Here is a 12,792-nt window from a genome sequence, read left to right as displayed (position 1 = left end):
GCGTCATCTGCCGCCGCACCCGCCAGCTCGCCACTCGGCGGCCGATAGGGATGTCATCGCTGGTCACGCCGCCACCGCCGGTCCGGGACCGCGCGGGTCGTGTCGTCAACGGGTACGCGCTCCGCCTCGGCCTGCGCCAGAAGGCGCTGTTTGGCCGCCTCCCGCTCGCCCGCCTCGAACTGCTCGCCTCGATTTGCTGACCCGTCGCCCTGCATCGCCACCTCCGTCAGCCCGGGACGCGACGCTCAGACTTCGCCTACACCCAGGACACCTGCGATTAGCGAAGCGGGCTGCCGATCAACGGACCAGATGGCAAGTAATGCGCTCGCTTGCGCTGCTCAGGACGTGGGTTGCGCAGGGTTGCGCGGGTCCCCATGGGACTTCGGCAGCCCATAGGCTCGTCACTGTTGGTAGTTGACTGATGCCTGGAGGCGGAACGATGGCGCGACCGGTGACGAACACGGCGTTCGAAGGGCTTCTGCTGGCCGCCGGTTACGCCAACTCTCACGCTGCCTTTGCCCGACAGCTCAATCACACCGGCCGCGACCAGGGCACCTGGCGGTACGACGCGGCCAGCGTCTACTGGTGGCTACGCGGTCGCCGGCCTGGAGAGCACGTCCAAGCGGCCATGGTCGAAACACTGGCCCGCAAGCTCGGACGCTCAGTCGCGGTCACGGAGTTGGGGTTCGGTGCCGCCGAAGACATCGGAATGTGCATCTACCCCGCGTCCGCCGACGGGGCGGTAGATGCCTCAGAGCAAATATGGACGAGGCTAGCCAAGCACATCAACCAACATCCCAGTGAAATGTTCGACAGCGGCAAGGCACTCCAGGCCGCGCTCGGTTGGCGATACGACCTGCCCGACGACACGGTCAGCCGGAACGGTCGGCAACAGGTCACCTCCACCGACGTTCAATCGCTGTACGCGCTGGCGGACCATTTCACTGATCTCGACCGACGTCACGGCAGCGGCTCTCCCCACACCCGTGCCGTGATGGCTGACTTCCTCGTACGTCAGGTCACGCCCATGCTGCACGGCACCTACACCGATGCCGTGGGGCGTGACCTCATGCGCGCAGCGGCAACGCTCACCGGTCAACTCGCCTTCATGTCGTACGACGCAGGTGAGCATGCAATGGCGCAACATCATGTGACCCTCGGCTTACGGCTCGCCAAGGCCGCTGGCGACCGCCTCTACGGCGCACATCTGCTGGCCAACCTCGCCACACAGGCTGTCTTTCTAGGGCACGCCCGAGAGGCGGCGCGGCTCATCGAAGCAGCGATTGACGGAGCCGGCCGCGCACCCGCTGCGGTCCTCGCACGGCTGCACTCCACCGCCGCCACCGCCTACGGACAGTCAGGCGAGCGGCGTGCTTGCCAGCTCGCCCTAACTAGGGCGGAGCGAGCTCTGGATCGAACGGGCATGGACCCTGGCCCGCGCTGGGTCGGCTACTTCAGCCCTGCCCACCTGGCAGGGGCGGCGATCAGGTGCCTGAGCGACCTGTGTCTGCACAAGCAGGCCCTTCGACACGTCCCCGACGCGCTCAGTCTCGGCAGTCAGAACGTCCGAACGCGTGCCCTGCACACCGCCCTCATCGCTATGACTCACGCTCGCGCTGGTGACACTGAGGCCGCCTGCAACTGGGCTGTCAAGCTCGGGCAACATGCCGTAGGCATCCAGTCGACGCGTGTTCAACGGCGCGTCGATGAACTCGCTGCCACGCTCGGGCCGCAGCGAGAATCACCCCAGGTTAACGAAGTCCTGCATGCCCTCGAAGCCATGCCAGCAGCAATGTAGCGCGGGAGCACTGCTAGACATGTCCGCTAGCGTCACCGAGGTGACCTGGACGGAGCCCGCCACATGGTACTCGAACCTGGCTTCCTTCTACGCTGCCGCTGCGGCCTTTATCACCGACCCGGCCGGCAAAGTGCTGCTCGTCAAGCCCACATACCGTGATCACTGGGCATTTCCGGGCGGCTACGTGGACGAGGGTGAATACCCGCACGATGCTTGCGCTCGCGAGATTCGCGAGGAGTTAGGGACACATCTGACAGTTGGTGATCTACTCGTCGTCGACTGGGCGCTACCTTCCGGGCCACGACCGCGCGCGATAATCAGCTTTACCTTCGACTGCGGGTCGATCGCTAACCTGGACGGCTTGGATCTACCGAGACAGGAGTTGGAAGACGTCGCCTTCTTCACGCACGAGGAGGCCGAGCAGCGCCTGCCGGACAACGTTGCCCCACGAGTTCATGCCGCAATGCGCGCGCGCCACCAACACGTTCCGATGTATCTTGCCGGCGGCTCTGCTACCCCACTGCTCCCCTGAGAGGCGACGGCGGGCACCTGGGGGACGACCTTTGCTTGATCGAGCTGGCGTTGGGTCAGGCCCTGCCAAGCAGCCATTCCCAATGTGTCGTGTGCCTTGCTAGGCTGCTTCATCCCATGGAGGCACACTCCTCAACGCGTCCCACCCCGCTCGCGCAGGCGACCGACAGGGAATGAGGTTCTCAGCGATGGCCCAGACGTCAGCCGAGTGGCTGGAAGGTCAGGCAGACAGAGCCTCTGCTCGTCAACGCGCCCAAGTGGACACAGCCAAACTGCTAGCAACGTTTGCTGCCGGGGTTGCCGCCACACTTGTAGCCACAGCACTTCAAGTTGGCACACCTGAAAAGTTAGACGAAATCGCTACATGGTCTTTAGGGGCTTGCTTCTTTGCGGTAATATGGATTATCCTTCTCGACCGAATTGCGGTCGCAGACCACACTCGCATCCTCGAATTATCGCATCTACATAACTGGGACGATCAGCGATTAATGACAGAGCTGCGAACAGCAACAATTAAAGCGGCACACAGCAACAGTGAAGTCGTAAATTGTGTGCGAATGGCCCTCGCGCTGCAAGTGGCCCTGTCTGCAACGACCGGCACGATAGCTGTTCTGTCATTACTATTCTGAACCAAATCTTGACGAGGGGCTAGGATTGCCGCATGAGCCAAGATGAAGCGCCCATTCGGGTGGTCGGCTGGGGGTTTCTGCGTCTGCCCGGCGAGCGTTCGCGCTGGCGCAGGGCGGAAGAGGCTGCGCGGCGCCTGATCGAATTGGCGGAAGAGGCTCGTGCACGCACAATCGCAGCTCCTTCACCGGAGGCGACACGCGCCACAGATGCCGCCACACCCAAGGGATCCAACGCGTTGGCAAGCGAGTCAGGGGCCACCGCCTCCTCAATCGAAGATATTCCTGGCGGTACCAAAATGACGACCTCTTTAGTGCCCTCATTGGTTCGCGCCGACGCCCCAGCCGCTACGGTGGATGACGAGCAACTAGAGCAGCTCGAACAGATTTTCAGTCTACCTGCGGCCGAGAAGCAGCGCCGACATTCTGGGCACGGGGATTGGCTATTGAAAGCGGCCGGATCAGCAACACTTTCAACGGAAGAATTACCCTCCCCCCTCGGCGGAGAGGGCCCGGGTGAGCCTATAAGGTCAATCGATGCAAGCGAGAGCCAAGGAAACCAGGTCGCGGCCAAACGGCTAATTGAGTCAGCACTGATGAGCGTAAAGCGGGCGGACCCGGAACGTGCTCGTGAATATTTTGCGCGCGCCATCGCGGCTGACCCCCATAGCGCCCTAGCTCTTCGAAGCTATGCGAAGTTCTTGATGGAGAGCCTCGGGGATTTTCAAGCCGCCCTGGAATTATACGAGAAAGCTGTCAGCATAGATCCGTCCGACATTCAGCTGCAACGCAACCTGAGTATCGCCCACGGCCGGCTAGGCGATATGGCCCAAGACCGCGGCAGATTAGACGAGGCCCACACCGCCCATCGCGCTGCCCTCGCCATTGATATGCGTCTAGCTGAAGCCGACCCCGACAACGCCGAAGCACAACGCGACCTCAGCATCACCCACAGCAGACTCGGCGACATCGCCCACGCTCGCGGCAACCTCAACGACGCCGAGAACGCCTACCGCGCCGCCCTGAGCGCCTTGCAACGTGTGATGGACGCGGATGTAGCCGAAGGAGGACGTATCTATGGGCTCTTGCAGATCCGGATGGGCGACCTCGCCCACGATCGGGGCAACCTCAACGACGCCGAGACCGCCTACAACCGCGCCCTCACCGCATTCCAACACCTAATAGAGACCAACCCCGACGACACCGAGGCGCAACGCGACCTCAGCATCACCCACGGCAAGCTGGGCGACATCGCCCGGGAGCGCGGCAACCTCAACGACGCCGAGACCGCCTACAACTCCGCCCTCACCGCATTCCAACACCTAATAGAGACCAACCCCGACGACACCGAGGCACAACGCGACCTCAGCATCACCCACAGCAGGCTCGGCGGCATCGCTCAAGATCGGGGCAACCTCAACGACGCCGAGAACGCCTACCGAACCGCGCTGACCATCCGAACCCACCTCGCGGAAACCAACCCCGACAACCCCCAAACACAACGCGACCTCAGCATCACCTACGGCAGGCTCGGCGACATCGCGCACGCTCGCGGCAACCTGAACGATGCCGAGATTGCCTATCGCACCGCCCTCACCGCATTCCAACGCCTGGTAGAGACCAACCCCGACAACCCCCAGGCACAACACGATTTATGCATCACCTACAACAGGCTCGGCGACATCGCCCGGGAGCGCGGCAGCCTTGATGACGCCGAGAACGCCTACCGCACCGCCCTCACCGCATTCCAACGCCTGGTAGAAACCAACCCCCAAAACACCGAGGCACAACGCGACCTAAGCATCGCCCAGAGCAAACTTGGCGACATCGCTCGAGATCGGGGCAACCTCAACGACGCCGAGAACGCCTACCGAACCGCGCTCGCCGTCCGAACCCACCTCGCGGAAATCAACCCCGATGACCGGGAGGCACAACGAGACCTGGGCATCGCCCACGGCAGGCTCGGTGGCCTCGCCCACGCTCGTGGCAACCTCAACGACGCCGAGAACGCCTACCGCACCGCCCTCACCGCATTCCAACGCCTGGTAGGAGCCAACCCCGACAACCCCCAGGCACAACACGACCTCAGCATCACTCATGGCAAGCTTGGCGACATCGCCCGGGAGCGCGGCAACCTCCAGGACGCCGAGAATGCTTACCGCGCCGCCCTCGCCGCATCCCGGCTTCTAGTAGAGGCCAACCCGGATAACACCGACGCACAACGCGAATTAAGCAATATTTACAGCATGCTCGGCGGTGTCGCCCAAGACCGGGGAAACCTCAAAGAAGCTGAGAACGCCTACCGAACCGCGCTCGCCATCCGAACCCACCTGGCGGAAACCAACCCCAATGACCGGGAGGCACAACGAGACTTGAGCATCGCCCACGGCAGGCTCGGCGACATTGCTCACGACCGCGGCAACCTTGACGAGGCCGAGACCGCCCAACGCGCCGCGCTAACCCTTGATGTGCGCCTAGCCGAAGCCAATCCGAATGACCCCCGAGCGCAACGTGATTTGACGATTACCTACAGCAGAATCGGCGATCTAGCTCAAGCTCGTGGCCGCTTTAACGAAGCGGAGACCGCCTATCAGGCGGCGTTGAACATCCAAAAACGATTGGTAGACGCCGATCCCGACAACGCTGAGGCTCAACGCGACCTGAGTATCACCCAAAGCAGGCTTGGCGACATAGCCCGGGAGCGGGGTAATCTCGACGAAGCCATGACCGCCTACAACGCAGCTCTAATCATCCAGGCTCGTCTAGCCGAAGCGAACCCCGACGACCCCGAGGCACAACGCGATCTTGGCACTACCCAGGGTCGGCTGTCTGACATCAAGCGAGCAAATATGACCAATACCGACCCTGGCCTTTCGGCTGGTTCCGACAAGGGTGTTACCTGACCAACGATCCATAGGCATGACTATCGTCACAAAGGTTAGAGAGGCGTGGACGATAGCCTCATTTATCCTGCATGGCCTTGACCGAGTCTGTCGCGCGCCGCTTAGAGGGCCACGATCGCCGCAGTCTCCGCTGGCAGCTCGATCCGGTCCCGCATCACAGTGACCCCCTCCCCCGTAGCCAGGAGCACTCGCCGAGCCACCCCAGGCAGCGACACCCCCTGCCCCCGCCCAGCAAAGTTGGCCACCACCAACGTGTCCCCCCGCCGCATCACCAGGAACTGGTCCCCGTGCTGCACAGACACCTCGTGCATCCGAGGATCCGACAGGTCCGAAGACGAGCGACGCAGGGCAATCAACCGCTGGTAGAACGACAGCATCGAAGCGTGTTCGGGCTTGTCCAGCTCAGCCCAGTCCAACCGCGACCGAGTAAACGTCTCCGGGTCCTGCGGGTCCGGCACGTCCCCCTCCGGCCACCCGTGCGAGGCGAACTCCCGCCGTCGCCCGGTCCGCACCGCAGTGGCCAACTCCGGCTCAGGATGCGACGTAAAGAACTGCCAGGGCGTGGAGGCAGCCCACTCCTCCCCCATGAACAGCATCGGAGTAAAGGGCGCGGTCAGCAGCAGCACAGCGCCAACCCGCAGCAGCGCAGGCGACAGCGAAGCCGAGATCCGATCCCCGGTGGCCCGGTTCCCGATCTGATCATGGTTCTGCAAATACGCAACCAACCGATGACCAGGAACCCGGGAATCCAGAGGTCGCCCGTGGTGCCGGTTGCGGAAGCTCGACCAGGTCCCCGCGTGGAAGAACCCGCCGGTCAACACGTCTGACAGCGTCTCCAGGGAGCCGAAGTCGCCGTAGTACCCCTGCCGCTCCCCCGTCAGCAGCGTGTGCAGCGCGTGGTGGGCGTCGTCGTTCCACTGGGCGTGCAACCCGAACCCGCCAGCCTCCCGGGGCGTGATGAGCCGCGGGTCGTTGAGGTCCGACTCGGCGATGAGCGACAGCGGCCGACCCAGGTGCGTCGACAGAGCCTCGACCTCAATCGCCAGCTCCTCCAGAAGCGGCACCGCCCGCGTGTCCGGCAGGGCGTGCACGGCGTCCAGGCGCAGCCCGTCGACGTGGTAGTCGCGCAGCCACATGAGGACGCTGTCGATGATGTAGCGGCGTACCTCGTCGGAGTGCGGGCCGTCCAGGTTGACCGAGCGGCCCCAACTGTTGCTCTGCTCGGCGAGGTAGGGCCCGAACTGCGGCGCGTAGGCCCCGGAGGGCCCGAAATGGTTGTAGACAACGTCGAGGATCACCCCCAGCCCTTTGGCGTGGGCGGCGTCGACGAACCGTTTGAGGCCGTCGGGGCCGCCGTATTGCTCGTGTGGGGCGTACCAGCAGACGCCGTCGTACCCCCAGTTGTGTTCGCCGTTGAAGGCGTTGACCGGGAGCAGTTCGATCAGGTCGACACCGAGGTTCACCAGGTGGTCGAGGCGGTCGATGGCCGCGTCGAAGGTGCCGTCCGGGGTGAAGGTGCCGATGTGCAGCTCGTAGAGGATGCTGCCGGGCAGTTGCCGGCCGGTCCACGAGCTGTCGGTCCACGCGAAGGCGGAATGGTCGTAGCGGCGGCTGGGCCCGTGCACTCCCGCAGGCTGCCACGGTGACCGGGGGTCGGGCAGTGGGGTTTCGTCGTCGTTCAGCAGAAAGGAGTAGTCGAGGCCGGCGTCGGGCACCTCGACCCGCCACCAGCCGTCGGCGGCGGCGCGCATCTCGTGGTCGGTGTCGCCGGCCAGGCGCAGCCGCACCCGGGTGGCGTCCGGTGCCCAGACGGAGAATTCGGTCATGAAACGGCCTCCTCGGCAGCGGTGGGAGGAGCCAGCAGAGCGACGGGATAGTCGGCCAGGAGATTGTCCAGCGGCGTCTCCCCGCCACTGTAGACCCGCCCGGTGAACAGGTCCTTCATCTCGTGAACGGGAAGTGACAGGGCTGTGTCGCACCACCCGCCGGCGCGGGCCAGGCCCAGCGGCAGCCGGGTCGCCACGGCGATCACGCCACCCCGGTCGAAGGCCAGGGCGTGCCGGCCCAACGGCCCGTGCGCGGGCACCGGCCGGTAGGTGGTGAACAGTTCCGGGTGCGCCCGCCGCAACCGCAGGGTCCGCGACACGACGAGCAGCTTCGCCGCTCCGTCGGTGTCGATCGGGGGACGCCAGCCGCCGTCGATGCGTGCCAGCAACTCTCGGCGTACGTCGAAGTCGACCGGGCGGCGGTTGTCGGGGTCGACGAGGGAGTTGTCCCACAGCTCGGTGCCCTGGTAGGTGTCCGGCACCCCGGGCATGGTGAGCTGGATGAGCTTCTGCCCGAGGGAGTTGCACCAGCCGGCCGGGGTGATCGCGGCGGCGAGTTCGGTCAGCTCGTCGTGCAGGCTCGGGTCGTCGTACATGCGGTCGACCACGTCGTGCAGTGCCTGCTCGAAGGCCGGGTTCGGGTCCGCCCAGCTGGTCGAGGCGCCGGCCTCCCGGGCGGCCTTCTCGACGTACGCGTGCAGCCGCTCCCGTTCGATCGGCCACGCGCCGACGGCGGTCTGCCAGAGCAGATGGGCGAACGCCGGGTCGGGCAGTGGCGCGTACTCCATCCAGGTCTTGACCTGCTCGGCCCAGCGGCCCGGCAGTTCGCTGAGCACGGCGAGGCGGGCGCGGACGTCCTCGCCGCGTTTGGTGTCGTGGGTGGAGAGGGTGGTCATGGTGGCCGGCCAGCGGACCTGTTGGGCGGCGGCGAAGCGGTGGAACTCCGCGGGTGGCACCCCGAAGCGGGTGGGGCTGTCGCCGACCTCGTTGAGCGCCACGAACCGGATCCAGCGGTAGAACGCGGTGTCCTCCACGCCCTTGGCCATCACCGCGCCGGTGAGCTGGGGGAACCGCATGGCCAGCTCGTCGTCGGGGTTGCGCAGCCGGCGGGTGATCGCGTCCAGGGCGGCGGCCAGGTCGGGGCGGCGGCGGCCGGCCTCGGAGCGGGCGGCGGCGAGGTGCCGGGCGCCGTGCGGCGGGTAGCCGCGGTAGACGTCGAACGCGGCGGCCAGCTCGGCGAGCGCCGCGCGGGCCTGCTCGGTGGGCACCTCGGGGGCGAGGGCGGCCAGCCGGGTCAGCTCGGCGGCGAGCAGTTGGGTGGCGGCGGCCAGCTTGGTGGTGTGGGTCAGGTCCTCCCAGGAGGTACGCCGACCCGCCAGCTGGGTGTCCAGCACCGTGAAGTCGCCCTCGGCGTCGATGTCGATGAAGAGCCCACCGGCCATGGCCAGGGCGTCGTAGCCGGTGGTGCCGTCCACCGGCCAGTCCGGCAGCTCCTCGCCGTACTCCAGGATCTTCTCCACCACGAGCCACGCGTCCGGCGCGGCGGCCCGCAGCCGGGCCAGGTAGCCGGCCGGGTCGCGCAGGCCGTCCGGGTGGTCGACGCGGATGCCGTCGACCTCCCCGGCGGCGGCCCAGCGCAGGATCAGCTCGTGGGTGGCGGCGAACACCGCCGGGTCCTCCACCCGCAGGCCCGCCAGGCCCGCGATGGCGAAGAACCGGCGGTACGTCAGCTCGGCGTCACCGCGCCGCCAGGACACCAGCTCGTAGTGCTGCCGGTCGTGCACCTCGGCCGCGGTGCCGTCGCCGGTGCCGTCGGCGACCGGGAACCGGTGCTCGTGGTAGCGCAGCTCCCCGTCGACGAGCTTGAGGTCGTCCAGGGCGCCCGCGTCGTCGGCCAGCACCGGCAGCAGTAGCCGGCCACGGTCCCAGTCGATGTCGAACCAGTCGGCGTACGCCGAGTCGCGCCCCCGGCGCAGCACGTCCCACCAGGCCGGGTTGGCGGCCGGGACGGCCACCCCGGCGTGGTTGGGCACGATGTCGACGACCAGGCCGAGGCCCTTGTCGCGCAGCGCGCGCAGCAGCCGCTGCCGGGCGGCCTCCCCGCCCAGCTCCGGGTTGACGGCCCGGTGGTCGACCACGTCGTAGCCGTGCTGGGAGCCCGGGGTGGCGGTCAGCAGCGGGGCGCTGTAGAGGTGGCTGACGCCGAGGTCGGCCAGGTAGTCGACGATCGCGGCGGTGGCGTCCAGGTCGAAACCGGGGCGGACCTGGACGCGGTAGGTGGCCTTCGGAGGGGTGGCCGGCATGTCAGATCATCCTCTCCAGCACGACGAGGGAGCGGTCCGGCACCCGGATGGTGCCGCCCGCGCTGATCACCGTCGCGTCGCCCGGCTCGGGTTCGGCGGTGCTGATCACCCGTTCCCACTTCTGGCCGTACTCGCTGCCGGGCATGGTGAAGTCCAGCGGCGCGTCGTGGGCGTTGAAGCAGAGCAGGAACGACGCGTCGTGGTGCTTCTGGCCGTACTGGCCGCGCTCGCGGATGCCCTCGCCGTTGACGAAGAGCGCCACCGAGCGGCCGAAGTCGTTGCCCCAGTCCTCGCCGGTCATCTCCCGCCCGTCCGGGGTGTACCAGGCCAGGTCGGGCAGCGGCTCGTCGATGCCGCGCCCGCCCACCGGCAGGCCGGTGAAGAACCGGCGGCGGCGGAACACCTGGTGTCGTTTGCGGAACGCGGTGAGCGTGCGGACGAAGTCCAGCAGCTGCTCGTCGGCGTTGTCCCAGTCGACCCAGGCCAGCTCGCTGTCCTGGCAGTAGACGTTGTTGTTGCCGTGCTGGGTGCGGCCCAGCTCGTCACCGTGGCCGATCATCGGCACGCCCTGCGACAGCATCAGGGTGGCCAGGAAGTTGCGCCGCTGCTTGGCCCGCAGCGCGAGCACCGCCTCGTCGTCGGTGTCGCCCTCGACCCCGCAGTTCCAGGACCGGTTGTGGCTCTCGCCGTCCCGGTTGTCCTCGCCGTTGGCCTCGTTGTGCTTGTCGTTGTACGACACCAGGTCGTTGAGGGTGAACCCGTCGTGCACGGTGACGAAGTTGATGCTGTGGAACGGGCGGCGGCCGTCGTCCTGGTAGAGGTCGGCCGACCCGGAGATGCGGGACGCGAACTCGGCCAGGGTGGCCGGCTCACCGCGCCAGAAGTCCCGCACGGTGTCGCGGTACTTGCCGTTCCACTCCGTCCACAGCGGCGGGAAGTTGCCCACCTGGTAGCCGCCGGGGCCGACGTCCCACGGTTCGGCGATCAGCTTCACCTGGCTGACCACCGGGTCCTGCTGCACCACCTCGAAGAAGGTGGACAGGCGGTCCACCTCGTAGAACTCGCGGGCCAGGGTGGCGGCCAGGTCGAACCGGAAGCCGTCGACGTGCATCTCGGTCACCCAGTACCGCAACGAATCCATGATCAGTTGCAGGGAGTGCGGGCTGCGCACGTTGAGGCTGTTGCCGGTGCCGGTGTAGTCGACGAAGTAGCGGGGGTCCTCCTCGCTGAGCCGGTAGTAGCTGGGCGCGTCCACCCCCTTGAAGCTCAGCGTCGGCCCGAGGTGGTTGCCCTCGGCGGTGTGGTTGTAGACCACGTCGAGGATGACCTCGATGCCGGCCGCGTGCAGCGCCTTCACCATGCCCCGGAACTCCTGGACCTGCTGGCCGAGCCGGCCCAGCGCCGAGTAGCCGTGGTGCGGGGCGAAGAAGCCGATGGTGTTGTAACCCCAGTAGTTGCGCAGCCCCAGGTCGGCGAGGCGGTTGTCGTGGATGAACTGGTGCACCGGCATCAGCTCGATCGCCGTCACCCCGAGCCGGGTCAGATAGTCGATCATCGGTGGGGAGGCGATGCCCGCGTACGTGCCGCGCAGCTCCTCCGGGATGTCCGGGTGGCGCATGGTCAGCCCGCGTACGTGCGCCTCGTAGATCACCGAGTGGTGGTAAGGGGTGCGCGGCGGCTTGTCGTTGCCCCAGTCGAAGTACGGGTTCACCACCACCGACTTCGGCATGAACGGCGCGGAGTCGGTTTCGTTCATCCGCTCCGGCTCGTCCATGTCGTAGTCGTAGACCGCCGGGTCCCACGTCACGTCACCGTCGATGGCCTTCGCGTACGGGTCGATCAGCAGCTTGTTCGGGTTGCAGCGCAGCCCGTTCGCGGGGTCGTACGGACCGTGCACCCGGTAGCCGTAGCGCTGGCCCGGCTCGATGCCCGGCAGGTACGCGTGCCACACGTAGGCGTCCACCTCGCGCAGCTCGACGCGGCGCTCCGCGCCGGTGTCCCACTCGTCGAAGAGGCACAGCTCGACCCGCTCGGCCACCTCGGAGAAAATGGCGAAGTTGGTGCCCATCCCGTCGTAGGTGGCGCCAAGGGGGTACCGCTCGCCCGGCCAGACCTGCATCTTGCTCCCTCAACCCATGGTGATGTGCGCACCGGCCGACGCTGCCCCGCGCGCAGGCAGGTAGTGCCCCCTGCCCGTACGCGCCAATCCATCCTTTCAGGCGGTGCCCGGAAACCACCTGTCTGATGCGACCTAAACCATCGGGTGTCCTCCGTCACGATGGCCCTTTTCGAGATGCGTTCTTGGGCCGGATGCCCTTTCCTTGTTCGGGGGCAAGCGTCCGCTCGCGCCCGCCAGGCCCTCGGCCACCCCTTACACCTCTCGCTCCGCCGCCACTGACGCCGGCGCGCACCACCATGCATGGACGGAGATTGATGTGACGACCCTGCGGGTCGACGAGCAGCTCGCTGCCACCAAGGACCGGGCCCACCGGCCCACAGTCACCTCACGGCCCAACGCGCAGCCCGGCCCGAGCCCGCAGTCCGGCCCGGTCGTGCCGGCGCAGTCCGGCCCCGGGGTGCCCCCGCAGACCCGCCGCATCCTCATGCTGTCCTGGGAGTACCCGCCGGTGCTCGTCGGTGGCCTCGGCCGCCACGTGCACGCCCTGTCGGTGGCCCTGGCCGCCGCCGGCCACGAGGTCACCGTCGTCACCCGGCACAGCGACGGCGCGCCCCTGGAGGAGTACGCCGAGGGCGTACGCATCCTGCGCGCTCCCGAGGACCCGGTCACCTTCCCCCTCGCCACCA

9 protein-coding genes are annotated in these 12,792 nt (G+C 66.9%); 6 read left to right on the top strand and 3 right to left on the bottom strand.

Annotated features, from left to right (window positions below; all coding sequences use genetic code 11):
- From KBX53_RS07705 to KBX53_RS07685, 5 genes are all read left to right on the top strand, one after another.
- The coding region (locus KBX53_RS07705; protein ID WP_210858275.1) for a hypothetical protein at window positions 1-200 on the top strand (200 nt) is incomplete at its 5' end.
- 239 nt (window positions 201-439) lie between these two features.
- Entirely contained in the window at window positions 440-1,798 is a 1,359-nt protein-coding gene (locus tag KBX53_RS07700) for a hypothetical protein (RefSeq protein ID WP_210858274.1), read from the top strand.
- Window positions 1,799-1,838: 40 nt separating this feature from the next.
- Window positions 1,839-2,330: an NUDIX hydrolase gene (locus KBX53_RS07695; RefSeq protein WP_307857935.1), complete on the top strand. Its 492-nt coding sequence runs from the start codon at window positions 1,839-1,841 to the stop codon at window positions 2,328-2,330.
- 187 nt (window positions 2,331-2,517) lie between these two features.
- Window positions 2,518-2,958, top strand: coding sequence for a hypothetical protein (locus KBX53_RS07690; RefSeq protein WP_210858272.1), 441 nt, complete (start codon window positions 2,518-2,520; stop codon window positions 2,956-2,958).
- A 32-nt stretch (window positions 2,959-2,990) separates the two neighbouring features.
- Window positions 2,991-5,858: a tetratricopeptide repeat protein gene (locus KBX53_RS07685; RefSeq protein ID WP_210858271.1), complete on the top strand. Its 2,868-nt coding sequence runs from the start codon at window positions 2,991-2,993 to the stop codon at window positions 5,856-5,858.
- Between the two features lie 101 nt (window positions 5,859-5,959).
- Here the strand turns inward: KBX53_RS07685 and treZ are convergent, their stop codons facing one another.
- The 3 genes from treZ to glgX are packed head-to-tail and all read right to left on the bottom strand — an operon-like array spanning window position 5,960 to window position 12,106.
- Window positions 5,960-7,684, bottom strand: a complete 1,725-nt coding sequence (treZ, locus tag KBX53_RS07680) for a malto-oligosyltrehalose trehalohydrolase (RefSeq protein WP_210858270.1) — start codon at window positions 7,682-7,684, stop codon at window positions 5,960-5,962.
- Window positions 7,681-9,987: a malto-oligosyltrehalose synthase gene (gene treY, locus KBX53_RS07675; RefSeq protein ID WP_210858269.1), complete on the bottom strand. Its 2,307-nt coding sequence runs from the start codon at window positions 9,985-9,987 to the stop codon at window positions 7,681-7,683. The genes treZ and treY overlap by 4 nt, the downstream gene beginning before the upstream one ends.
- A 1-nt stretch (window position 9,988) precedes the next feature.
- Window positions 9,989-12,106 (bottom strand): glycogen debranching protein GlgX, encoded by a 2,118-nt coding sequence (gene glgX, locus KBX53_RS07670; RefSeq protein WP_210858268.1) that lies wholly within the window; start codon window positions 12,104-12,106, stop codon window positions 9,989-9,991.
- 316 nt (window positions 12,107-12,422) lie between these two features.
- Here glgX and KBX53_RS07665 point away from each other — a divergent pair.
- Window positions 12,423-12,792 (top strand): glycogen/starch synthase (locus tag KBX53_RS07665; RefSeq protein ID WP_210858267.1); only part of this gene is annotated, 370 nt, incomplete at its 3' end.

Source organism: Micromonospora sp. M51, assembly GCF_018070305.1.
Taxonomy (GTDB): domain Bacteria; phylum Actinomycetota; class Actinomycetes; order Mycobacteriales; family Micromonosporaceae; genus Micromonospora; species Micromonospora parva.
This window is presented reverse-complemented; position numbering and strand designations above follow the sequence as displayed.

Coding starts and splice junctions, on each gene's coding strand:
- KBX53_RS07700 (WP_210858274.1), top strand. CDS start 440: ATGGCGCGACCGGTGACGAACACGGCGTTCGAAGGGCTTCTGCTGGCC.
- treZ (WP_210858270.1), bottom strand. CDS start 7,684: ATGACCGAATTCTCCGTCTGGGCACCGGACGCCACCCGGGTGCGGCTG.
- KBX53_RS07690 (WP_210858272.1), top strand. CDS start 2,518: ATGGCCCAGACGTCAGCCGAGTGGCTGGAAGGTCAGGCAGACAGAGCC.
- KBX53_RS07685 (WP_210858271.1), top strand. CDS start 2,991: ATGAGCCAAGATGAAGCGCCCATTCGGGTGGTCGGCTGGGGGTTTCTG.
- treY (WP_210858269.1), bottom strand. CDS start 9,987: ATGCCGGCCACCCCTCCGAAGGCCACCTACCGCGTCCAGGTCCGCCCC.
- glgX (WP_210858268.1), bottom strand. CDS start 12,106: ATGCAGGTCTGGCCGGGCGAGCGGTACCCCCTTGGCGCCACCTACGAC.